Source organism: Lentibacter algarum, from assembly GCF_040580765.1.
GTDB lineage: Bacteria > Pseudomonadota > Alphaproteobacteria > Rhodobacterales > Rhodobacteraceae > Lentibacter > Lentibacter algarum.
Map to the genome: position 1 here is coordinate 2,076,283 of NZ_CP158687.1, position 22,749 is coordinate 2,099,031.

The following is a 22,749-nucleotide window of genomic DNA, read 5'->3' on the forward strand; positions in this document are numbered from 1 at the left end:
CTACTCTTTAGAGGCAGCCATCTCGGCAAGCTCAAGCACACGCGGCCCAAGCGCTTCAACAATTCTCAATACGCCCTCTTCATTCGGATGTACTCCGTCGCTCTGCATCCAAACCAAGGCTTCAGCAGGGACCTGCCCCAAAGCGCCCAGAAATTGTGGCTCATAGAGCGTTCCATAGTCCTCAGCCAGTTCGGCATAAAGGCCCTCAAACTCAGCTTTATACTCTGCACCATAATTGCCTGGCGCTTGCATCCCAATCAAAAGCACAGGTAGGCCAGCGCCCTGTACCGCTGCAACAATTTTGGTCAAGTTCGACTTTGCTTCGCTCGGAGCCAAGCCGCGCAACATGTCATTGCCCCCCAAGGCAATCATCACAGCGCCAATATCAGGGCTCAGGCTCCAATCAATCCGCGCCGCCCCTCCTGCAGTTGTGTCGCCCGACACCCCACCATTGACGACAGTCACACCAGCCTCATGTCTGTTGAGCCAGACCTGCAGCTGTGGCACAAGCCCGTCCGCCTCCATGAGACCATACCCTTGCGTGAGACTGTCCCCAAAGGCCAAAATACGCAGAGAACCCGCCAGAGAGGCATTCGAGCTCAGACAAATTAGCACAAAAGCCAATGCCGCCTTGCGTATTGCCCGCGCAGCCCCATATGAAAAAGGCAAATGTAGCAACAGGTTATTTCTCATGACGTCTCCAATTTTGCAGCTTTCTCAAGCTGGTCTTTCGCTTTCAGGCAACGCAGGGGCCGTCACCATTCTGTCGGGCATCAGCCTCGCCGTAAACCCTTCCGAGACGCTCGCGCTCACGGGCCCTTCTGGGTCGGGCAAATCCTCGCTCCTCATGCTCATGGGGGGCCTTGAGCGCGCGACAAGCGGTCAGGTGCTCGCTCTCGGACAAGACCTTGGTCAAATGGATGAGGACGCCTTGGCAAAGTTCCGTCTCGCTCATATGGGCATTGTCTTCCAATCTTTCCACCTTATTCCAACACTCACCGCGCTCGAAAATGTCGCGCTCCCGCTTGAGCTCGCAGGTGCGCCCGATGCCGTAGGCCAAGCCCGCGCGGGCCTCACCGCCGTGGGCCTAGAGGCCCGCGCCGGCCATTTCCCCGCGCAGCTTTCTGGCGGGGAGCAACAACGCGTCGCCCTTGCCCGCGCTCTGGCGCCCAAACCCAAACTTCTTCTGGCCGACGAACCAACAGGTAATCTTGACAGCGTCACAGGCGCGGCCGTAGCTGATCTTATATTTGATCTCTGCGCTGCCTCTGGCACAACCCTGGTCCTTGTAACCCATGATACTGCCTTGGCCGAAAGGTGCGCCCGCGTCATCCGATTGTCTGGCGGCGCACTCATGGCCGAAGAGGCCGCCGCATGAGCCTCTCAACATCGCTTCGCCTTGCCCGTGCTGAGCTAAAGGGTGGCGCGCGCGGCTTTTATGTTTTTCTGATTTGCCTTGCTCTCGGCGTGGCGGCTATCGCAGCCATCGGCACAATCCGCGAAGCCCTCGAACGCGGCCTTGCCGATAACGGCGCTGTGCTTTTGGGCGCTGACGCACAGGTTTCACTGACCTATCGCTTCGCCAGCCCCGAGGAGCGCGCCGCCCTTGAAGCCCGCGCCATACGGCTCTCCGAAATCGCCGATTTTCGCTCCCTTGCCGCTGTCGGCGACCTGCGTGTTCTGACGCAGGTCAAAGCCGTTGATAGCGCTTATCCTCTAACAGGTGCCGTCACACTTGAGCCAGACATGCCCTTGGCCGAAGCGTTAGAAGCGCGCAGCGGCACATACGGCGCGGTCATGGATCCTCAGCTGATCGCCCGTCTCGGCCTAGAGGTCGGCCAAAGCTTCTCGCTCGGTGAGGCCAGCTTTACCCTGCGCGCCGCACTCACGGGCGAGCCCGACAATGTTGCCTCAGGCTTCTCTTTTGGGCCTCGCACGCTGCTCTATCGCAGCGCGCTCGATGGCTCTGGCCTGCTCTCTTCTGGCACCCTCTTTGATAGCTCTTATCGGCTTGATCTCCCCGCAGGCACAGACCTTGACGCACTTGAGGCTGACCTGCGCGCCGCTCTGCCAGATAGCGGCATCCGCTGGACAGATGCCCGCAACGCGGCTCCACAGGCCTCTGCGTTTATTGAACGTTTAGCCGCCTTTCTGGTGCTTGTCGGCTTTTCAGGTCTCGCCATGGGCGGTATTGGCGTCTCAATCGCCGTCGGCGCTTATCTCGCACGAAAAACACGTGTTATTGCCACCCTGCGCAGCATCGGCGCCTCACGCACCACCATTCTCACAAGCTACGCAGTCCAAATCGCCGTGATGGCCCTGCTCGGCATCAGCCTTGGCTTGCTCCTCGGCGGCGGTGGCCCACTGCTTCTTGGTCCGTGGCTTAGCACGCTCTTGCCAGTCCCCGCGAGCTTTGCGTTTTACCCTGCCCCACTGATTGAAGCCGCGCTCTATGGCACACTCACAGCTGCTATCTTCACCATATGGCCCTTAGCCCGTAGCGAAAACGTGCGCGCAGCAACGCTCTTTCGTGAAAGTGAAGCAGGTACAGGCGGCTTGCCGCGCTGGCCCTATTTGATCTTGCTGATCGCCCTGTCTACGGCTCTGGTCGGAGCCGCTGTCTGGTTTTCAGGCAGCGTCACACTCACGCTATACACCAGCTTCGGCCTCGCCGCCGCTCTTGCTGTTCTCGCACTCGCTGCACTTGGCCTGCGCGCGCTCGCCCGCCGGCTACGGCCCCTCGCCAAACACCCTATGCGCCGCCTTGCATTGGCCTCCATTGGCGGAGCCCGCTCAGATGCGCTGACCACCGTTCTCTCCCTTGGCCTCGGCCTCGCCGTGCTCTCAACAGTTGGCCAGATCGATGGCAATCTGCGTCGCGCTATCACCGGCGATCTTCCTGAAATTGCACCGTCGTTTTTCTTCATCGATGTTCAGAAAGATCAGATCGGCCCATTTGAAGCCAAGCTCAAAAATAACCCTTCGGTGAGCCGTATCGAAACAGCGCCCATGCTGCGCGGCATCCTATCCAAGATCAATGGTATCCCCGCCACAGAGGTCGCCGCTGGGCACTGGGTCGTCGAAGGCGACCGCGGCATCACATATTACGACGAGCTCCCCGAAAACTGGAGCATTATTGAGGGCGAGCATTGGCCGCTTGGCGCAAATGGTCCGCCCCAAATCAGCTTCGCCGCTGAAGAAGCCGAAGAAATCGGCCTCAAGATCGGCGATGTGCTCACACTCAACATCCTCGGCCGCCCGATAGAGGCCCCCATCACCAGCCTGCGCGATGTGGATTTCTCCAGTGCAGGCATCGGCTTTGTCATGGCGCTCAATCCTGGAGCCGTGGCAGGCGCGCCACATAGTTTTATCGCCACAGTCTATGCTGCGCCTGAGGCAGAAGCCGCCATCCTTCGCGATATGTCACGCGCCTATCCAAATATCACAGGCGTGCCCGTGGGCGAAGCCATCGCGCGTGTCTCAGAGGTGCTTGGCGCGCTTGCAGGAGCCACACGCTGGGGTGCTGCAGCTGCTATTCTCGCAGGCTTTGTGGTGCTCATCGGCGCCGCAGGCACAGGCGCTCCCGCACGCAGCCGTGAGGCTGCAATCCTAAAATCTCTCGGTGCGACCCGGGCTCAAATCCTACGCTCCTTCTTACTGCGCGCAGGTCTACTTGGCGCAGCTGCAGCCATCGTGGCACTGGCCGCCGGCCTGACTGGCGCGTGGGCCGTCAATCACTTCGTCTTTGACAGTGATTTCGCAGTGATATGGCCATCGGCGTTCACCATCCTCGCCTGTGGCATCCTCGCCAACCTGATCGCCAACATCGGCTTCTCCCTACGCGCCCTGCAGGCAAAGCCCGCCCAAATGCTGCGCGGAGAAGGCTAAACGCAAAACGCCCCCGCAATCTCTCGCGGGAGCGCTCAAACTGTTCAGAGGCTTACTCAGCCGCTTCAGCATAGTCCTCAAGCGGAGGACAGGTGCAGACAAGGTGACGGTCGCCATAGGCATTGTCGACACGGTTCACGGGTGGCCAGTATTTGTCCACACGGAACGCCCCCTTCGGGAAGCAAGCCTGCTCGCGCGAATAGGGCCTGTCCCACTCTCGCACGAGGTCTTCCATCGTATGCGGCGCATTCTTCAGCGGGTTGTTTTCCGGGTCCATCTTGCCCTCTTCAATCTCACGGATCTCTTCGCGGATCGCGAGCATGGCGTCACAAAAACGGTCAAGCTCCGCCTTTGTCTCTGACTCCGTCGGCTCAATCATCAATGTGCCTGCGACGGGCCAGCTCATGGTTGGGGCATGAAAGCCGTTGTCCATCAGGCGCTTGGCAATATCGTCAACGGTGACCCCTGCACTCTCCGCATAAGGACGCGTATCGATGATACACTCATGCGCCACTCGCCCTTGGCGGCCTTTGTAAAGCACATCAAACGCCCCTTCGAGCCGCTTGGCGATGTAGTTGGCATTGAGAATCGCCACGCGCGTAGCCTGCGTCAGCCCCTCACCGCCCATCATGAGCACATAGGCCCAAGAAATCGGCAAAATCGAGGGTGACCCGTAAGGAGCTCCGCTCACTGGCCCTGCACTGCCACCTGTCTCAGGATGACCAGGAAGATGCGGCACAAGATGCGCTTTCACACCAATCGGCCCCATGCCTGGCCCGCCGCCGCCATGCGGAATGCAGAAGGTCTTGTGCAAGTTGAGGTGGCTCACATCGCCGCCCAGATCGCCAGGCTTTGAAAGGCCCACCATCGCATTGAGGTTCGCCCCGTCAATATAGACCTGCCCACCACGGCTATGTGTGATCTCGCAGACTTCCTGCACAGTCTCTTCGAAAACCCCGTGTGTGGAGGGGTATGTGATCATACAGCCTGCAAGGTTGTCCTTGTGCTCCTCGGCCTTGGCGCGGAAGTCCTCAAGATCAATATCGCCATTCTCCGCCGACTTGATCACAACAACTTTCCACCCCACCATCTGGGCGCTCGCAGGGTTTGTCCCGTGTGCACTCATCGGAATGAGGCAAACATCGCGGTGACCTTGGCCTTGCGCCTCGTGATACTGCGCAATCGTGAGCAGACCCGCATATTCGCCCTGCGCGCCAGAGTTTGGCTGCATCGACATCCCGTCATACCCCGTGATGTCGCAAAGCTTGGCGCTCAGATCTTCAAGCATTTCGGCATAGCCAAGCGCTTGGTCCTTGGGCGCAAACGGATGCATCATCGAAAATTCACGCCAGCTCACAGGCATCATTTCCGCCGCCGAGTTCAGTTTCATTGTGCAAGAGCCCAGCGGGATCATCGCGCGATCCAGCGCCAAATCGCGGTCCGACAAGCGCCGCATATAGCGCATCATCTCGGTCTCGGCGCGGTTCATGTGAAAGATCGGGTGCTGCAAATATGAGCTCTCGCGATGCATATCTTCGGGCACGCGGTATTCGGGTGCAAACTCATTATCCTTGCGTTCAATCCCGAAGGCGCGCCAAACGGCTTCGACAGTTTCAGGTCGTGTCGCCTCATCGAGCGCAATACCGACACGGCTTTCGCCCACAGCACGCAGATTGACACCCTCATCAAGCGCCGATTTCATCACCGCCGCCTGAAGCGGCCCGACATCCACAGTGATCGTATCAAAAAAGCTTTGCGGATCGACTTTAAAGCCCGCAGCCTCAAGCCCCTTGGCCAAACGCACGGTCTTGCGGTGAATACGCTGCGCAATCGCCTTAAGACCTTCGGGGCCATGAAAGACCGCATACATAGACGCCATCACAGCCAGCAAAGCCTGAGCTGTACAGACGTTGCTCGTGGCTTTCTCGCGGCGGATATGTTGCTCGCGGGTTTGCAAGCTGAGGCGATAAGCGCGGTTGCCGTGACTGTCCACAGAAACACCGACAATCCGCCCTGGCAAAGCGCGCTTATAGGCGTCTTTACATGCCATATAAGCCGCGTGCGGTCCGCCATAACCCATCGGAACACCGAAGCGCTGCGTGTTGCCCACGGCAATATCTGCGCCCATCGCACCTGGCTCTTTGAGCAGCGTGAGCGAGAGCGGGTCCGCAGCCACAATACCGATCGCCTTGTGCTCATGGAGTGCTGCAATATGGCCTGTGAAGTCACGCACATGGCCGTATGTGCCGGGGTATTGGAACAGCGCGCCAAACACTTCGCTTGCATTCATCTTATCTGGGTTGCCGACAATCACTTCTATGCCGAGCGGTTCCGCGCGGGTCTTCACCACTGCAATGTTCTGAGGATGACAGTCGCGGTCTACAAAGAAAGCCTTCGCCTTTGATTTCGCCACACGTTGCGCCATTGTCATCGCCTCAGCGCAAGCGGTTGCTTCGTCCAACAGCGAGGCGTTGGCCACATCAAGCCCCGTGAGGTCCGTCACCATTGTTTGGAAGTTCAGAAGTGCCTCTAGGCGGCCTTGGCTGATCTCTGGCTGATAGGGCGTATAGGCCGTATACCACGCAGGGTTTTCGAGAATGTTACGCTGGATCGCGGGTGGCGTCACCGTGCCGTGGTAGCCCTGCCCGATGAGAGAACGCAGCACCTTGTTCTTACCCGCGGTAATCCGCATGCGGTGCAACATTTCACGCTCTGACAAAGGCTTGCCAAAATCGAGCGGCTTTGCTTGGCGGATGCTCTTGGGAACAGTCTGATCAATCAACGCCTCAAGGCTCGTAACACTGAGTACCTTGAACATTTCGTGCATCTCTGCAGGGCTCGGCCCGATATGGCGACGGTTGGCAAAATCATACGGCAAATACTCGGTCGGGGTGAACGGCATAACATCCTCCAAGGGGCAAAGCCCTGCTTTTTCTTTCTAAAAATATCCGCGCCGCAGGCTCCCCACGGCGCGACAGGCTTAGCCGACGAATTTCTTATACTCGGCTTCGTCCATATAGTCGTCCATCGGGCTCAGATCGGAGGGCTTCATCTTGAAGAACCACGCATCCCCAAGCGGGTCGTCGTTTACTTTGCTTGGCTCATCTACAAGCATGGAGTTCACTTCCACAATTTCACCATCCAGCGGCGCCAGAATGTCCGAAGCGGCTTTAACACTCTCGATCACACAGATTTCTTCGTCTTTGGTCACTTCAGTGCCCTCTTCAGGCAAGTCGATAAAGACCACATCGCCGAGCTGCTCGCTGGCGTGTTCTGTGATGCCAACGACGATCAATCCGTCTTCTTCGCGCAACCATTCGTGTTCTTCGGTAAATTTCATGTTTGTCTCCTTGATGTGTCTTAGCGTTTGAAATTTGCAGGGGTGAAGGGCAGCTTCGCCACCTTCACAGGCAGGCGCTTTCCGCGCACCTCCCCAAATAATTGTGTGCCAATCTGGCTCACGTCTGTGGGCACATAGGCCATAGCCATCGGCCCTTGTAGTGTCGGGCCAAAAGCACCCGATGTCACAAAACCAATCGGCGCGCCGCCCTCGGCGCCCGCGAAAATCTCCGTCCCCTCGCGCATGGGTGCCCGCCCTTCTGGCAAGAGGCCCACACGCTTGCGCGCCACGCCCTCTGCCAACTGGGCAAGAATCACATCCGCGCCCTCAAAGCCGCCAGCCCGCTCGCCTCCTTCGCGGCGCACTTTCTGGATGCCCCAAGTAAGAGCCGCCTCGACTGGACTGGTGGCAGCGTCAATATCATGGCCATAGAGGCAGAGGCCCGCTTCAAGGCGCAGGCTGTCTCGCGCACCAAGGCCGATCGGCTCAACCTGCTCATTCGCAAGCAAAGCGCGCGCCAAAGCGACAGCCGCCTCTTCGGGCACAGAAATTTCATAGCCGTCCTCGCCCGTGTAGCCCGAGCGCGACACCCAGCATTCGACTCCATTCAAAGTGACGGTCGCCACATCCATAAAGCGCATATCCGCGACTTCGGGGGCCAGCTTGGCCAGCGCAGTTTCGGCCGCTGGTCCTTGCAGGGCGAGCAATGCGCGATCCTCAATATATTCGACAGTTACATCTGGCTCCAAAGCGGCACGCAACCGCGCGACATCAGCCTCTTTGCAGCCCGCGTTGACCACAAGAAACAAATGATCACCACGGTTGGCAAACATGAGATCGTCTTCAATCCCGCCCGCTGCATTGGTGAAAAAACCATAACGCTGACGGCCATCTTCCAGCCCAATCACATCCTGCGGAATAAGGGCTTCAAGGCCAGCTGCGGCGCCAGCGCCGCGCAGGATAACCTGCCCCATATGGCTCACATCAAAAAGCCCCGCCCCTGCGCGGCAGTGTAAATGCTCTTTCATCACACCGAGCGGATACTGCACAGGCATATCATAGCCCGCAAACGGAACCATTTTGGCTCCAAGCTCAAGATGCATGTCATAGAGCGGCGTTTGCCGTAAGTCGGCCATAGGTTTTCCCCTTCAAACCCGCCGAAATTGTAAATTCGCAGGCATCATATCAACGCACCACAACAGTGCGCCCTTGATGCCCCTCTCTGTCCTTTTGCCTGAGATCGCTATCCCTTCGGCGGACGCTCTCACGCCTCTCTCCAGATTTTTGGTCAATCCCGCGGTCCTGTGGCCTGAGAGTTTCCGGGGCGGTTGCTCCTTCGGCACTGACTCGCGCCAGTTCTCCCGTGGGGTTGTTGGCATACATTAGAATACAGCCACATGTCTCGCAAGCGCGAAAATGCGTCGCTTATGCGACGTGTTCGCAGCGAAACGTGCCAAGGATTGCCTCAAGCGGGGCATTGTCACACACCAGCGCATCCAGCGTCACGCCATCAAGATGCCCATAAAAAGCTTCTGCTGCATCGCGGATGGCAAGACGCAAACGGCAAGCCTCCTTCAGGGGGCAGGAGTTATCCAGATCGGCAAAGCACTCCGCCAACGGCACTTCGCTTTCAAACTCGCGAAAAACATCGCCGATGACGATCTCTCCAGGCGCACGCGCCAGCCGCAGGCCACCATTTCGGCCCCGCTGGGTGTGCAGAAAGCCGCGCTGTCCAAGACGGTTTATCACTTGGGCAAGATGGTTTTCAGAGGCATTGCACGGCCCCGCAATATCGCTTTTGGTGACAAGCCTGCCCGGATTGACAGCACAAAACATGAGAATTCGGATCGCAATATTGGTCCGTTTGGTGATGCGCATGAGGGCCCTCCAGAGGCTAAGCTGCATCTCACTTACATCATCAAGACCCAAAACCATTTGACATAAATCAACAGTCCAATCATCCACGCACCATGGAACGCGCTTACTTCTTTGGCTATGGCTCGCTCGTCAATCGGGCCACTCATAGCTTTACAGACGCTCATAAAGCCCGCGCCAGCGGCTGGCGCCGCGCGTGGCGCAGCACAGCGCTCAGGCCCGTATCCTTTTTGACAGCCATCCCCGACAGAGAGTGCGAAATAGACGGCCTGATCGCCCATGTGCCCAATGATGACTGGGCCGCGCTCGATGCACGCGAGCACGCCTATGCCCGTGTCGGCGCCGCGCATCAAATAAGCCACCCCCTCGGGACAAAAGCCGCTTCTATCGCGATCTACGCAATCGCGGATGGCCATCATTTTGACCCGAGCTTGGAGAACCCGATCCTCTTGAGTTACCTTGATGTCGTCATTCAGGGATATCTCACCGAGTTCGGCGAAGAGGGCGCTGCGCGCTTCTTTGAGACAACATCAGGCTGGAATGCCCCCCTGCTCAACGACCGCGCCGCGCCACTCTATCCACGCGCCCAAAGCCTGACATCCGATGAAACCTCATTCATCGATCAGGCTCTCGCCCGCCTCGGCGTTGTTGCGCACAAAAGGTAAGGCGTGCTTAAGCGCGCGCCTTGATCACTTTCAACAGTGGCAAAAGCGCCGCCATGTCAGGTCCATGCGCCATTCCTGTGAGCGCCTTGCGCAGCGGCATGAAAAGCCCACGGCCCCTGCGGCCCGTCGCCTCTTTCACAGCAGCTGTCCACGCGCCCCAGCTTTCGCCAGTCAACGCGCCCTCAGGCAAAAGCGCCATTGCCTCGGTGACAAACTCCGCATCTTCCGCATCGATCACAGGCTCTGCACCCTCGGTGACAAGCGTCCACCACGTCGTAAGGTCTTTACGAACCTCGATATTTTCGTGGACTGCATTCCAAAAAGCCTCAGCCAAATCTGCAGGCACACCCAGCGCCGCGATCTCATCTGCCACTTCGGAAAAAGGCAGTGCGTGCAAATATTTCGCCGTCAGCGGGCCAAGATCCGCCACATCAAACTTGGTTGGCGCCGTACCAAAATGCGACAGCTCAAAACCGTCGATCAATTCGGCCATCTCGCTGCGCAGCTCCATCGGGTCAGACGAGCCAAGCCGCGCCATCATGCTTAGGAGTGCCATCGGCTCCACACCCTGCGCGCGCAGATCGCGCAGCGCCAACGTGCCAAGACGCTTTGACAAAGCCTCGCCCTGCGGACCTGTCAAAAGCGAGTGATGGGCAAAGCTTGGCAGCGTGCCGCCAAGTGCCTGAATGATCTGGATCTGCGTGGCCGTATTGGTCACATGGTCCGCCCCGCGCACCACATTTGTGACACCCATTTCAGTGTCATCGACAACGCTGGCCATTGTGTAAAGCATTTGCCCGTCCGCGCGAATAAGCACAGGGTCCGAAACAGAGGCCGCATCAATCGACACATCTCCGATGATCCCATCGGTCCACTCGATGCGCTCCTGATCAAGCTTAAAGCGCCAGTAGCCCCCCCGCTCAGCGCGCAGCGCATCTTTTTCCGCCTCAGATAAAGCAAGCCCCGCACGGTCATAAACAGGCGGCTTGCCCATATTGAGCTGTTTCTTGCGCTTGAGGTCAAGCTCCGTGGGCGTCTCGAAGACTTCGTAAAAGCGCCCCATGTCTCGCAGCTTCTGCGCCGCTTCCTCATAGCGCTCAAGGCGCAGCGACTGGCGCTCGACGCGGTCCCACGTCAGGCCAAGCCACTCAAGGTCTTCCTTGATCGCATCAACATATTCTTCCTTGGAGCGCTCTGGGTCCGTGTCATCAATCCGCAGGATAAATTCACCCCCTGCCTTGCGGGCGATGAGAAAGTTCATCAGCGCCGTGCGCAGGTTGCCAACATGGATATAACCAGTGGGGGAAGGGGCAAAGCGAGTAACAGTCATGGGAGGCTCTCCGAAATGGGCTGGCGCGGGGTTTCCCATACCCTCGCGACAATGTCCAGATGAGCCTGCATCGAGATGGCCTGTCAAATTTGCGTGAAAGTCATCCACAGCCAGAAAGAGCGCGTATAACTGAAGTACAAATGTATCAGGGAGATCAGTATGACACCGTTTCAAAAGCACATCACGCGCCGCTCGGCCCTTTTGGGGGCCGCAGCGCTGCCCTTCGCCGCCGCAAGCGTCAGCCCCGCCTTCGCCGCCGCCGAAATGCTCGGCGCGTCCACGGCCAAATTCAATCGTGTGAAGCTTGGCAGCTTTGAAGTCACCTCGCTTCTGGCTGGCACACGCACCGTGCCCGAGCCGCAAAGCATCTTTGGCATGAATGCCACCCCTGAAGAGTTTGCGGAGGCCTCCAGCACAGCGAATATTCCGACAGACAAGGCGCAGTTTTTCTTTACGCCCACCGTGGTCAACACAGGCGAAAAGCTTGTGCTTTTTGACACGGGCCTCAACGCAGGCGGCATCACAGGCGCCCTCTCCGCCGCAGGCTACAGCCCTGATCAGATTGATACGGTTGTGCTCACTCACATGCACGGTGACCATATCGGCGGCATGATGAACGACGGCGCACCCACCTTTGCCAACGCGGACTATGTAACAGGCGCGGCAGAGTTCAACGCATGGGACATGGCTGGCAATGAAGGCTTTGAAGCCAACGTGCGCCCTATGGCCGAGAAAATGACGATGCTCGACGATGGCGGCTCTGTCGCCTCAGGTATCACAGCCATGGCCGCCTTTGGCCACACACCGGGGCATATGGCCTATATGCTAGAAAGCGACGGCGCGCAGCTGGTGCTGGGCGCAGATTTTGCAAACCACTACGTCTGGTCCCTCGCCTACCCCGACTGGGAAGTGAAATTTGACCGTGACAAGGCGATGGCAGCTCAAACGCGTCGTAAAATGCTCGGGATGATGGCAGCCGATAAGATCCCGTTCATCGGATATCACATGCCCTTCCCTGCCATCGGCTATGTCGAGACCCGCAATGAGGGCTTTCACTATGTACCCGCAAGCTACCAAATGCTGATGGAGTGAGACGGTATCGGATTTTCGCTCCGCGAAAATCCGACCCGCTGGGGGCTTTGCCCCCAGACCCCCAGGATATTTTTGGAAAGAAAAAGAACGGCTGCAGAGAGCCTTTTCGCCTCAACAGATTTTGAACGGATACTGCCTTTGGGAGAGATAACAAATAGTATGAACACAGACCAAGTCTCTGAACTCACTGTCTATTTTGACGGGTCCTGCCCGCTGTGTACGCTTGAGATAGATCACTACAAACGGCAATCAGGCGCGCAGAAGCTTTGCTTTGTGGATGCATCTTCATCCCCAGATCTGGGCAGTGATCTGCCCCGTGAAACAGCGCTCGGACGCTTTCATGTGCGCGAAGCGAATGGAGCACTCCTCTCGGGCGCGCGTGGTTTCGTGGCGATCTGGTCCATTTTGCCACGCTGGCGATGGGCGGCACGGCTCGCAGGCCTGCCTGCGGTGACACCTCTCCTTGAAGTGGCCTACCGTGGGTTCCTGCCTCTGCGTCCTTGGCTCGCCCGCATCGCCGCGCGGCGTCTCCCTTAACTCGGGTCGCGCCAGCGGTTCGCAATAGGGTAACGACGGTCCAACCAAAAGGCGCTCGGGGTGAGACGTGTGCCAGGAGCTGACTGGAAGCGCTTATATTCGCTGATATAGATCAGATGCTCGATGCGCTTCACTGTGTCCCGCTCATGCCCAGCCTCCACACAATCCGCAACGGATTGGTCGTGGTCAACCAGCCGCTCAAGAATGTCATCCAACACATCATAAGGGGGGAGGCTGTCTTCGTCCTTCTGGTCAGGGCGCAGCTCTGCAGACGGCGGTTTGTCGATGATCGTTGTGGGGATCACCTCACCTGCACGACCTTGCATCCAGTCGCGGTGATTGGCGTTGCGCCAACGGCACTGCTCAAACACGCGGGTCTTATAGAGGTCTTTGATCGGGTTATACCCACCCGCCATATCACCATAAATCGTAGCGTAACCGACCGCGACTTCAGATTTATTGCCAGTGGTCAAAAGCATCTCGCCAAATTTGTTGGACATCGCCATGAGCAAAAGCCCACGCAGGCGAGACTGGATGTTTTCTTCAGTGACATCTGAGGCATAGCCCTCAAAAAGGGGCGCAAGCGTCTCACTCACAGCATCACGGCCTGCCTTGATTGGCACGATATCGTAGTGACAGCCAAGCCGCGTCGCGATGTCTTTGGCGTCTTTCAAAGACGCCTGCGACGTATACTCCGATGGCAGCATCACACAGCGGACATTCTCCGCACCCAGCGCATCCACAGCGATGGTCGCAACAATCGCGCTATCCACTCCTCCAGAGAGCCCCAGCAAGACTTTCTTGAAGCCCGTCTTACCCATATAGTCGCGCAAACCCTCGACCATGCAGCGGTAGTCCTGTTCCCAAGCGCTTGGCAAGCTGACCATGTCACCCTTGACGATTTTCCAGCCCTCGCCCGTATCGGCAAGCTCAACAACACGCATCTCTTCGTCAAACACACCCATCTGATGCGCCAGCGCGCCATGCGCATTCAATGCAAATGAGCCGCCGTCAAAGACCTGATCATCCTGACCGCCGACCATATTCAGATAAATCAGCGGCAACTCTGTCTCGACCACACGCCCGACCATATGGTTGAGCCGCGTCTCATGCTTGCCGCGATAGTAAGGGCTGCCATTGGGCACGAGCAGGATTTGCGCTCCACTTTCCTGCAGTGTTTCGCAAACGTCAGCATGCCACGCATCCTCACAAATTGGACTGCCGATACGCAACCCGTTCACCGTATAAGGCCCACTCATCGGCCCCACATCAAAAATACGGACCTCATCAAAGACAGTTTCATTGGGCAAATGATGCTTGAGCACCCGCGCGCTTACTTTGCCGTCCTGCAGCACATAATAAGCGTTGTAAAATCCAAGTCCTTGAACCGCAGGCCCCCCAATGGCCAACGCAGGGCCATCGCTGCATTCAACCGCCAAAGCCTCAATCGCCTCAATCGCCGCCTGATGAAAAACAGGCTTCATTACAAGGTCTTGCGCGTTGTAGCCTGTGATAAACATCTCAGGCAGCGCAAGCATATCCACACCCGCATCCCGGGCTGCCTGCCAGGCAACAAGCGCCTTGGCCTTGTTCGCAGCGATGTCGCCAACGGTTGGGTTGAGCTGTCCCAGCATGATACGGAATGTCTTGGACATAGCGCCCTCCAAAGCAAAACTTGACCGCTGATTTAGCACAAACTCAGCCAAGGGAAAGAAGAACCCGTTGCCCCCGCGGCCCTGCTCGCATAACTTTCCCCTAAACACTGGCATTTGCGCTCAAGAACTGGCCAGAGAACAGGACGGATAAACTATGACCTTTCGCACCAAAACCTTTACCCTGACAGCCGCGCTCACCCTTGCGCTTTCATCTGCCGCTTTTGCCCAAGATGGCCAAATTTCAACCAAACAATATGATGACGGCGGCGTTTACGAAGGCACATTCAAAGACGGCCTCCAGCACGGCACAGGCACGTACCGCCTCCCCAATGGGTATGAATACACTGGCGACTGGGTCGGCGGTGAGATCAAAGGACGCGGAACAGCCCGCTTCCCCAATGGATCGGTCTATGAAGGCGAGTTTGAAAAGGGCAAGCCACAGGGCGTTGGCAAGATCGTGTTTGCCGATGGCGGAACCTATGAAGGCGGATGGAATGAAGGCAAGATTGTCGGCCAAGGTGTCGCCAATTACGCCAATGGCGTGCGCTACGAGGGCGCATTTCTCAACGCTCAGCACCATGGCAACGGCGTCATGACCTCGCCGAGCGGATACATTTATGATGGCACATGGGTGAGCGGTGAAAAGGACGGTTCTGGGCGGATCACCTACCCAGACGGTGCGGTCTATGTGGGCCAAGTGGCGGCAGGCGAGCGCGCCGGTGAAGGCAAGCTGACCATGCCCGATGGCCTCATCTATGAAGGCACCTGGGCTGCTGGCCAGATCGGCGGCACAGGCACGCTCACGCAATCTAACGGCGATGTCTTTGAAGGCGAGCTCGTTCAAGGCCGCCGCGAAGGCAAAGGCCGCGTCACATACGCCAATGGCGATACCTATGAAGGTGATTTCGCAGGCGACAAGCGCCAAGGCCAAGGCGTTTTCAAAGGCGCAGATGGCTACGCCTACGAAGGCACATGGACAGACGGGCGTATTGAGGGCGAAGGCCGTGTCACCTATCCTGATGGCTCGGTCTACGTCGGCCAGTTCCGCGCCGATCAACCCGATGGAAAAGGCACCATAACTTACGCAGACGGCTCCACATTCGAAGGCGATTGGGTCGCTGGGGTGATTGAAGGCAACGGCAAAGCCACCTATGCCAACGGAGTTGTGTATGAAGGCGGCTTCAAAGGCGCGCAAAACGACGGCTTTGGTATCATGACCTACGCCGACGGCTATCGTTACGAAGGCAACTGGGCCGCAGGCCAACGTGAAGGCGATGGCAAAGCAACCTACCCTGACGGCACCGTCTATGAAGGCAACTTCACGCGCGGCCAGCGTGCAGGTCAGGGCAAAATAACCATGCCTGATGGCTTCACCTATGAAGGCGCATGGGTGAATGGCGAAATTTCTGGCCAAGGTCGCGCCACCTATGCCAATGGCGATGTCTATGAAGGCCTGTTTGAACGCGGCAAACGCCAAGGCGCAGGCACTATGACATATGCATCAGGCACGGCAGAAACAGGCGACTGGAACAACGGCATTTTGGCTGGAACCGAAGCGCAACCCACGGCTCAAACCGCCGATCAATAATGGACGATTAGACGTCGCGCATGGCAGGCCGAGGCATAGGTCTCTCTGTCATGCGCGTCTCAGTCTAAGGGCGTTGCTGACCACAAAAACAGAGCTCAATGCCATCGCCCCAGCCGCCAGCATGGGCGAAAGCAACCAGCCCGTCAGCGGATAGAAAAGCCCCGCAGCCACAGGAATGAGGGCTGCGTTATAGGCAAACGCCCAAAAGAGGTTCTGTCGGATATTGCGCATCACCTTGCGGGCAAGCCGTACGGCGACAAGCGCTTTATCGGGGGCGCCCGTCATCAAGACAACCTCGGCGCTCTCGATCGCCACATCCGTACCTGTCCCAATCGCAATCCCAACGTCCGCCGCCGAAAGGGCGGGAGCATCGTTGATACCGTCCCCGATAAAGGCGACTGGCCCCGTCAATTGCAGGTTACGGATCGCCTCCAGCTTACCCTCAGGCATCACTTCGGCAATCACCTCATCAATGCCAGCCAGACCCGCCATGTACCGCGCAGCCACCACGCTATCCCCCGTGATCATCACAGTTTTTAGGCCCATATCGTGCAGTGCTTTGACGGTTGCTCTGGCATCAGGCTTCAAAGCATCCGACACAGCCATAAGCGCCGCAATCTGGCCGTCTATGGCGGCGTAAGACACAGACTTGCCCGCCGCCTCCAAAGGGCTTGCATCACCCCCAAGCGCAACGCCGCGCTCGCGCATCAACCGCGCCGTGCCGATCAACACCTCGCGCCCCTCGACAGTGGCCATAACGCCCTGCCCCGCGATGGCTTCAAAGCTCTCTGAAACAGGCAAAGCGCCCTCAGATGCGGCGACAACAGCGCGCGCCACAGGGTGCTCCGAGCCCTGCTCCGCCGCCGCCACAAGCCGCAATACCTCATCTTTTTCAAAGCGACCAAGAGCCTCAAAATCGGTGAGCTTCGGTTTGCCCTCAGTCAATGTCCCCGTTTTGTCAAAGGCAACAGTGCGCACCTCTGAAAGCCGCTGCAGCGCATCGCCCTTGCGAAAGAAAACGCCAAGCTCGGCCCCGCGCCCCGTACCCACCATGATCGACATCGGCGTCGCCAGCCCCATCGCACAAGGACAGGCAATAATCAGCACCGAAACAGCAGCGACCATAGCGGTGGCAATCTCCGCTCCAAAAGCCAGCCACGCCAGCAGCGTGAGCACAGACAGCCCCATGACAACTGGCACAAACCACATGGTCACACGATCGACCAGCGCCTGTATCGGTAGCTTCGCCGCCTGCGCCTCTTCTACCGTGCGCACAATCCCTGCAAGGACCGTGTCTGCCCCGACTTTCTCCGCAAGCATCTCCAGCGCCCCCGCGCCGTTCACAGTTCCCGCAATCAGCGCGTCACCTTCAGATTTGCGCAGCGGCAGCGGCTCGCCCGTCAGCATGCTCTCGTCCACATGGCTCTCGCCGCGCGCCACAGATCCGTCCACAGGCACACGCGCTCCAGGGCGCAAGCGAAGCATATCCCCGACGATGACATCGCTGATGTCAGCCTCCTCGAAGCCCTCCCCGCGCTTCACCTCAACACGCGTCGGCGCAAGCTCGACAAGCTTGGCAATCGCCTCGCCCGCCCGCCCCTTGGCACGCGCTTCCAAATATCGGCCCAGCAAGATCAGCGTAACAATGACAGCCGCCGCTTCAAAATAAACCGCGCGCGTGCCGCTCGGCAGCCAGCTCGGTGCAAAAGTGGCAATGGCCGAATAGGCATAGGCGGCCATTGTCCCAACCGCGACGAGTGAGTTCATATCCGGCGCACCCTTGAGCAAGAGGGGCAAGCCAACCGTATAGAACTTCCGCCCTGGCCCAATCAGCACAGCGCTTGTCAGCACAAACTGGAATACCCAAGAGGCTTGCATCCCAACATTGGCCATAACCCAATGGTGAAACGGCGGATAAAGATGCCCGCCCATTTCAAGAAGAAAGACAGGCAAAGCCAAAACCAGCGCGATGATGAAGCTCTGCTTCAGCCCGCGGATCTCCTCGGCCCGTCGCTCGGCAGCGCTCGGCCCAGCGCCTTTTTGCTCAGCCGCATAGCCCGCACTTCGAACAGCCGTAATGATGTCTGCCTCTGAGACAACCCGCTCCAGATACCGCACGCGGAGTTCCCCCGCCGCAAAGCTCACATTGGCCTCGTTTACGCCGTCCAAAGCGCGCACCGCCGCCTCAACACGCCCCACACAAGACGCACAGCTCATGCCCTGAATGACAAACACAGCATTCTCGATACGCGCAGGGTAGCCCGCCTTGGCCAAAGCCTGCGTGACCTCATCCAAACCGGCTGCACCCAATTCTAGGCTCGCGCGCTTGGTCGCTAGGTTCACAGACACATCTCGCGCACCGCTGACCCCCACAATCGCCGCCTCCGCGCGGCGCACACAGCCTGCACAGCTCAACCCTTGGATTTGCAGTTCAATCTTGCTCATATCGCACCCCTTTGATCCTGCCTAAGCCTTCCAGCAACAGGAAGGTCAAGGCCAGAGAGCGTCCCGCCTGCATTTTCTCGAAAATTGGGGGTTTATCTCGTCAAATCCCGCTCCTATAACTTCTCACATGAACACGCAGACACATATCACGCTCTTTTCAGCCGGCGCCCTTTGCGCAGGGCCTGCGTCTGCTCTTCTCCTTCTAAGCTGCCTCTGAGCGTGCCTCATGGTGCACGCGCTCAGAGGAGATGACGGCCAGCGCCCCCCAGCTTAGACATTCACAAAACAGACTGAGATTAGATATGACATCCGCATCAGACCGCGTCTTCATTTTTGACACAACTTTGCGTGACGGCGAGCAGTCGCCCGGCGCAACCATGACCCACGAAGAAAAGCTCGAAATCGCCGAATTGCTTGACGATATGGGCGTAGACATTATTGAAGCGGGCTTTCCCATCGCTTCGGAAGGCGACTTCAACGCTGTTTCAGAAATTGCGCGCCGCTCTAAGAACGCAGTGATCTGCGGCTTGGCCCGTGCAAATTTCAAAGATATCGACCGCGCCTATGAGGCCGTCAAACACGCCGCACAGCCACGCATCCACACATTTATCGGCACCTCAGAGCTGCACCGCGCCATTCCCAATCTTACGATGGACGAAATGGCTGAGCGCATCCACGACACAGTCACCCATGCCCGCAACCTCACAGACAATGTGCAATGGTCCCCGATGGACGCGACTCGCACAGAGTGGGATTACCTCTGCCGCGTGATCGAAATCGCCATCAAAGCGGGTGCAACAACCATCAACGTTCCAGACACAGTGGGTTACACCGCCCCCATGGAAAGCGCTGATCTGATCAAACGGCTGATCGAAACCGTGCCAGGTGCGGATGATATTATCTTCGCAACCCACTGCCACAACGACCTTGGCATGGCCACAGCCAACGCCCTTGCCGCCGTCGCAGGCGGCGCGCGCCAGATCGAATGTACCATCAACGGCCTCGGCGAGCGCGCGGGCAACACGGCGCTCGAAGAAGTTGTCATGGCGCTCAAGACGCGGCACGACATCATGCCTTGGACCACAGGTGTCGACACCACCAAGATTATGAACATTTCGCGCCGGGTCGCGGCTGTGTCGGGCTTTGCTGTACAATTCAACAAAGCCATCGTCGGCAAAAACGCTTTTGCCCATGAAAGCGGCATCCACCAAGACGGCATGCTCAAAAATCGCGAAAACTTCGAGATCATGCGCCCTGAAGATGTCGGCCTCGCGGGCACGTCTCTGCCCTTGGGCAAGCACTCGGGCCGTGCAGCCCTGCGCGACAAGCTCGAGCACCTCGGGTTTGAAGTCGGTGACAACCAGCTCAAAGACGTCTTTGTGCGTTTCAAAGACCTCGCAGATCGTAAGAAAGAAGTGTTTGACGACGATATCATCGCGCTGATGCGTGTCGGAGAGGCCTCGGAAAGTGACCGCCTCAAGCTCGTCACCCTGCGTGTCGTCTGCGGCACAGGCGGCCCAGCCGATGCAACCTTGGTGATGATGGTTGATGGCGAGGAAAAGACCGCGATTGAAAAGGGCGATGGCCCGGTCGATGCGGCCTTCAAAGCGATCCGCAAGTTGCACCCCAATACTGCACATCTTGAGCTTTATCAGGTCAACGCTGTGACAGAAGGCACAGACGCCCAAGCGACTGTTTCTGTCCGCCTTGAAGAAGACGGCAACATAGCGACGGGTCAGTCAGCGGACACAGACACAGTCGTCGCCTCCGCCAAAGCCTATATTCACGCTCTCAACCGCCTGCTCACACGCCGCGGCAAAACGGGCGAAGACCAAAAAGAAATCAGCTACAAAGACCACGGCTGATCGCAAACGCTACAGGGGCGGGCCTGCGCAATGGCCCGCCCCGCCTAAACAGGCACACCAGGCTCTAACAGCCACGTGATTGGCCATTTGCCTTTTTCTACTGCATCAGGTTAGGATTAAGTCCTGTTATGCCGACGATTGCGGAGATATTTTGCCAATGCTCACCAGACGCCACTTTATCGCCACGGGCGCTGCCCTGTTCTCACAACCTCTCGTCAGCGGCGTCGCCCTTGCTGCGCCAACATCGCCCCCTTCGATGTGGGACCGTTGGGACGCGCAGATCACCCCAGCCAATTATGACCCTGCCACAACGAACCCGTGGGGCTTTCACCCGCGCTTCCTGCCACAAATGGTACAAGCCAATGCAGGGCTAACCGTGGGCGATGTGCATGTGGATGCCGTGGCACGCTATCTTTATCATATCCGCGAGGGCGGAATGGCCATGCGCTACGGCGTCGCCATCGCCAAAGGCAATCTCTACGAGCCAGGCACCTATACGATCAAGGTCAAGAAAAAGTGGCCGACATGGACACCAACACCCGCGATGATCGAGCGAGAGCCCGACAAATACGCTCAATACGAAGAGGGAATGAACGCAGGTCCAAGCAACCCACTTGGCTCACGGGCGCTTTATCTCTTTGATGGCAACCGCGATACCTTCCTGCGCATTCACGGCTCTCCGAGCCCCAAAAGCATCGGCGGGCGCGCAAGCTCTGGCTGTGTGCGCATGGTCATGGCTCACATCAACGGGCTGTATGACCAAGTGACTGTGGGCGCGACCGCGCATTTGCATCCAACCGAAGATACAATAACCGCCAGCGCCTGATCGGCGCTAAGCATTACGCAGGCTTCTGTGTGCAGATCGGGCGGCCTTCTTTGCTTCGAAGAGGCAAAAAGGTCGTCTCGACAGGCCCGATATGGCGGTACTCGAAACAACCATCCACTGGGTTTACACGCACTGCACCAAGGTTTTGCTTGGGGTCCGCAATCGCGAGAACCTCTTCAGGCACTTTCGCCAAAACGCCGTCGCTCGCCCCACCATCAACAGTCATACACCCCGAAAGCGCCATCGCGGCCAAACTCAAACCCAAAACTGTCTTCTTCATCAAAACTCTCTCCTTACAGACCATCGGCCCAATGTCTTTGCGTGAAGACTGGGCGATTTCACGCTTATTTGCCAGCACAAACACGCCCAGGACACGCGGGCAGCCCCTCGTCGACAGTGCGCCCAACAGTTCTTGACAGTCAAACAAGCGGATCACTGCCATTCATCATAAATACACTCTCTCCTGAGAGGAATGCGACACCCAAACCGCGTTTCCCCCTTTCGTCAGAGGGCCTCCACGCTTATACACACTCAGCGCCGCGCGACTCGTCGCACACTCTTAATTGTAAAACCGAGGTTCACCCAAATATGTCGATCTTTGATAAACTGCCTGGTCTTTTTGCTTCAGACATGGCCATCGACCTCGGAACAGCCAACACGCTTGTCTACGTCAAAGGCAAAGGTGTGATCCTCAATGAGCCGTCAGTGGTGGCCTATCACGTCAAAGACGGGATCAAGAAAGTCCTCGCCGTGGGCGAAGACGCCAAGCTGATGCTGGGCCGTACCCCTGGCACAATCGAGGCGATCCGCCCGATGCGTGAAGGCGTGATTGCCGACTTTGATGTCGCAGAAGAGATGATCAAACATTTCATCCGAAAGGTTCACAAGCGCTCAACGTTTTCAAAGCCCAAAGTCATCGTTTGCGTACCTCACGGCGCAACACCCGTTGAAAAGCGCGCCATTCGCCAGTCTGTTCTGGGCGCAGGTGCGCGCCGCTGTGGACTGATCGCAGAGCCGATCGCTGCCGCCATCGGCGCAGGCATGCCAATCACTGACCCGACAGGCAACATGGTTGTCGATATCGGCGGCGGGACAACAGAAGTCGCGGTTCTCTCACTTGGCGATATCGTCTACGCCCGCTCCGTGCGCGTCGGCGGTGACCGTATGGACGAAGCCATCATCAGCTACCTGCGCCGCCAGCAAAACTTGCTCGTGGGCGAAAGCACAGCAGAGCGCATCAAAACAACCATCGGTACAGCGCGTATGCCCGACGATGGCCGTGGAACCTCGATCCAAGTGCGCGGTCGCGACCTTCTTACAGGCGTGCCCAAAGAAACCGAAATCAGCCAAGCCCAAATCGCCGAGGCGCTCTCTGAGCCAGTCCAGCAGATTTGCGAAGCCGTAATGACAGCGCTTGAAACAACCCCGCCCGATCTTGCTGCGGACATTGTTGATCGCGGCGTCATGCTCACAGGCGGTGGTGCGCTTCTGGGCGATCTTGATCTTGCCCTGCGCGAGCAAACAGGCCTCGCCGTCTCAATCGCAGATGAAAGCCTCAACTGCGTTGCGCTTGGTACAGGCAAAGCGCTTGAGTTTGAAAAGCAACTGGCTCACGCGATCGACTACGACAGCTGACGCGCGCC

The 22,749-nt window shown here is 58.0% G+C and carries 18 protein-coding genes and 1 riboswitch; of the genes, 9 read left to right on the top strand and 9 right to left on the bottom strand.

Translation table 11 applies throughout. The features are described from left to right. Positions 1-693, bottom strand: a complete 693-nt coding sequence (locus tag DSM117340_RS10205) for an arylesterase (protein ID WP_089889537.1) — start codon at positions 691-693, stop codon at positions 1-3. Between DSM117340_RS10205 and DSM117340_RS10210 the strand changes: the two genes are divergently transcribed. Then, the gene (locus DSM117340_RS10210) at positions 692-1,378 is read left to right on the top strand and encodes an ABC transporter ATP-binding protein (RefSeq protein WP_089889534.1); all 687 of its coding nucleotides are present in this window, start codon (positions 692-694) and stop codon (positions 1,376-1,378) included. The genes DSM117340_RS10205 and DSM117340_RS10210 overlap by 2 nt on opposite strands. After that, entirely contained in the window at positions 1,375-3,888 is a 2,514-nt protein-coding gene (locus tag DSM117340_RS10215) for an FtsX-like permease family protein (RefSeq protein ID WP_089889532.1), read from the top strand. The genes DSM117340_RS10210 and DSM117340_RS10215 overlap by 4 nt, the downstream gene beginning before the upstream one ends. Positions 3,889-3,940: 52 nt before the next feature. On the opposite strand, the gene gcvP is transcribed toward DSM117340_RS10215, so the two are convergent. The 4 genes from gcvP to DSM117340_RS10235 form a co-directional block, all read right to left on the bottom strand. Then, positions 3,941-6,790 (bottom strand): aminomethyl-transferring glycine dehydrogenase, encoded by a 2,850-nt coding sequence (gene gcvP / locus DSM117340_RS10220; protein ID WP_089889529.1) that lies wholly within the window; start codon positions 6,788-6,790, stop codon positions 3,941-3,943. Between the two features lie 78 nt (positions 6,791-6,868). Beyond that, positions 6,869-7,228, bottom strand: coding sequence for a glycine cleavage system protein GcvH (gene gcvH, locus DSM117340_RS10225; protein WP_089889526.1), 360 nt, complete (start codon positions 7,226-7,228; stop codon positions 6,869-6,871). 20 nt (positions 7,229-7,248) lie between these two features. Continuing rightward, entirely contained in the window at positions 7,249-8,364 is a 1,116-nt protein-coding gene (gcvT, locus tag DSM117340_RS10230) for a glycine cleavage system aminomethyltransferase GcvT (protein ID WP_089889523.1), read from the bottom strand. 151 nt (positions 8,365-8,515) lie between these two features. After that, positions 8,516-8,602: riboswitch (glycine riboswitch) on the bottom strand. Between the two features lie 51 nt (positions 8,603-8,653). Continuing rightward, complete coding sequence (locus DSM117340_RS10235; RefSeq protein ID WP_089891498.1) at positions 8,654-9,106, bottom strand: Rrf2 family transcriptional regulator; 453 nt, start codon at positions 9,104-9,106, stop codon at positions 8,654-8,656. A 92-nt stretch (positions 9,107-9,198) separates the two neighbouring features. Here DSM117340_RS10235 and DSM117340_RS10240 point away from each other — a divergent pair, with 92 nt between their 5' ends. Beyond that, positions 9,199-9,768: a gamma-glutamylcyclotransferase family protein gene (locus DSM117340_RS10240; RefSeq protein ID WP_089889520.1), complete on the top strand. Its 570-nt coding sequence runs from the start codon at positions 9,199-9,201 to the stop codon at positions 9,766-9,768. Positions 9,769-9,775: 7 nt separating this feature from the next. On the opposite strand, the gene gltX is transcribed toward DSM117340_RS10240, so the two are convergent. Next, positions 9,776-11,098: a glutamate--tRNA ligase gene (gene gltX, locus DSM117340_RS10245; RefSeq protein ID WP_089889517.1), complete on the bottom strand. Its 1,323-nt coding sequence runs from the start codon at positions 11,096-11,098 to the stop codon at positions 9,776-9,778. 159 nt (positions 11,099-11,257) lie between these two features. On the opposite strand from gltX, the gene DSM117340_RS10250 reads away from it, so the two are divergent. Together DSM117340_RS10250 and DSM117340_RS10255 are read left to right on the top strand one after the other, a co-directional pair. Then, positions 11,258-12,190, top strand: a complete 933-nt coding sequence (locus DSM117340_RS10250) for an MBL fold metallo-hydrolase (RefSeq protein WP_089889514.1) — start codon at positions 11,258-11,260, stop codon at positions 12,188-12,190. Positions 12,191-12,349: 159 nt separating this feature from the next. Next, positions 12,350-12,727, top strand: coding sequence for a DUF393 domain-containing protein (locus DSM117340_RS10255; RefSeq protein ID WP_089889511.1), 378 nt, complete (start codon positions 12,350-12,352; stop codon positions 12,725-12,727). Here DSM117340_RS10255 and DSM117340_RS10260 read toward each other — a convergent pair. Beyond that, the gene (locus tag DSM117340_RS10260; protein WP_089889508.1) at positions 12,724-14,382 is read right to left on the bottom strand and encodes an NAD+ synthase; all 1,659 of its coding nucleotides are present in this window, start codon (positions 14,380-14,382) and stop codon (positions 12,724-12,726) included. The two genes, DSM117340_RS10255 and DSM117340_RS10260, sit on opposite strands and share 4 nt — an antisense overlap. A 154-nt stretch (positions 14,383-14,536) precedes the next feature. Here DSM117340_RS10260 and DSM117340_RS10265 point away from each other — a divergent pair, with 154 nt between their 5' ends. Continuing rightward, positions 14,537-15,970 (top strand): 2-isopropylmalate synthase, encoded by a 1,434-nt coding sequence (locus tag DSM117340_RS10265; protein WP_089889505.1) that lies wholly within the window; start codon positions 14,537-14,539, stop codon positions 15,968-15,970. Positions 15,971-16,018: 48 nt separating this feature from the next. Here DSM117340_RS10265 and DSM117340_RS10270 read toward each other — a convergent pair whose 3' ends face one another. After that, positions 16,019-18,415, bottom strand: coding sequence for a heavy metal translocating P-type ATPase (locus DSM117340_RS10270; protein ID WP_089889503.1), 2,397 nt, complete (start codon positions 18,413-18,415; stop codon positions 16,019-16,021). A 302-nt stretch (positions 18,416-18,717) separates the two neighbouring features. On the opposite strand from DSM117340_RS10270, the gene DSM117340_RS10275 reads away from it, so the two are divergent. Continuing rightward, positions 18,718-20,280 (top strand): 2-isopropylmalate synthase, encoded by a 1,563-nt coding sequence (locus DSM117340_RS10275; protein WP_089889499.1) that lies wholly within the window; start codon positions 18,718-18,720, stop codon positions 20,278-20,280. Positions 20,281-20,437: 157 nt separating this feature from the next. Further along, on the top strand, positions 20,438-21,106 hold the full coding sequence (locus DSM117340_RS10280; RefSeq protein ID WP_089889496.1) for a L,D-transpeptidase: 669 nt from the start codon (positions 20,438-20,440) through the stop codon (positions 21,104-21,106). Positions 21,107-21,119: 13 nt separating this feature from the next. Here DSM117340_RS10280 and DSM117340_RS10285 read toward each other — a convergent pair whose 3' ends face one another. Beyond that, entirely contained in the window at positions 21,120-21,386 is a 267-nt protein-coding gene (locus DSM117340_RS10285; protein WP_089891495.1) for a hypothetical protein, read from the bottom strand. Between the two features lie 308 nt (positions 21,387-21,694). Between DSM117340_RS10285 and DSM117340_RS10290 the strand changes: the two genes are divergently transcribed. Further along, positions 21,695-22,741 carry a rod shape-determining protein gene (locus tag DSM117340_RS10290; RefSeq protein WP_089889491.1) on the top strand — a complete coding sequence of 349 codons (1,047 nt, stop codon included), beginning with the start codon at positions 21,695-21,697 and terminating at the stop codon, positions 22,739-22,741. The last annotated feature ends 8 nt before the right edge of the window (positions 22,742-22,749 follow it).

Coding starts and splice junctions, on each gene's coding strand:
- DSM117340_RS10215 (WP_089889532.1), top strand. CDS start 1,375: ATGAGCCTCTCAACATCGCTTCGCCTTGCCCGTGCTGAGCTAAAGGGT.
- gltX (WP_089889517.1), bottom strand. CDS start 11,098: ATGACTGTTACTCGCTTTGCCCCTTCCCCCACTGGTTATATCCATGTT.
- DSM117340_RS10275 (WP_089889499.1), top strand. CDS start 18,718: ATGACATCCGCATCAGACCGCGTCTTCATTTTTGACACAACTTTGCGT.
- DSM117340_RS10210 (WP_089889534.1), top strand. CDS start 692: ATGACGTCTCCAATTTTGCAGCTTTCTCAAGCTGGTCTTTCGCTTTCA.
- gcvH (WP_089889526.1), bottom strand. CDS start 7,228: ATGAAATTTACCGAAGAACACGAATGGTTGCGCGAAGAAGACGGATTG.
- DSM117340_RS10255 (WP_089889511.1), top strand. CDS start 12,350: ATGAACACAGACCAAGTCTCTGAACTCACTGTCTATTTTGACGGGTCC.
- DSM117340_RS10235 (WP_089891498.1), bottom strand. CDS start 9,106: ATGCGCATCACCAAACGGACCAATATTGCGATCCGAATTCTCATGTTT.
- DSM117340_RS10290 (WP_089889491.1), top strand. CDS start 21,695: ATGTCGATCTTTGATAAACTGCCTGGTCTTTTTGCTTCAGACATGGCC.
- gcvP (WP_089889529.1), bottom strand. CDS start 6,790: ATGCCGTTCACCCCGACCGAGTATTTGCCGTATGATTTTGCCAACCGT.
- DSM117340_RS10240 (WP_089889520.1), top strand. CDS start 9,199: ATGGAACGCGCTTACTTCTTTGGCTATGGCTCGCTCGTCAATCGGGCC.
- DSM117340_RS10280 (WP_089889496.1), top strand. CDS start 20,438: ATGCTCACCAGACGCCACTTTATCGCCACGGGCGCTGCCCTGTTCTCA.
- DSM117340_RS10250 (WP_089889514.1), top strand. CDS start 11,258: ATGACACCGTTTCAAAAGCACATCACGCGCCGCTCGGCCCTTTTGGGG.
- DSM117340_RS10265 (WP_089889505.1), top strand. CDS start 14,537: ATGACCTTTCGCACCAAAACCTTTACCCTGACAGCCGCGCTCACCCTT.
- gcvT (WP_089889523.1), bottom strand. CDS start 8,364: ATGGCCGACTTACGGCAAACGCCGCTCTATGACATGCATCTTGAGCTT.
- DSM117340_RS10205 (WP_089889537.1), bottom strand. CDS start 693: ATGAGAAATAACCTGTTGCTACATTTGCCTTTTTCATATGGGGCTGCG.
- DSM117340_RS10270 (WP_089889503.1), bottom strand. CDS start 18,415: ATGAGCAAGATTGAACTGCAAATCCAAGGGTTGAGCTGTGCAGGCTGT.
- DSM117340_RS10285 (WP_089891495.1), bottom strand. CDS start 21,386: ATGAAGAAGACAGTTTTGGGTTTGAGTTTGGCCGCGATGGCGCTTTCG.
- DSM117340_RS10260 (WP_089889508.1), bottom strand. CDS start 14,382: ATGTCCAAGACATTCCGTATCATGCTGGGACAGCTCAACCCAACCGTT.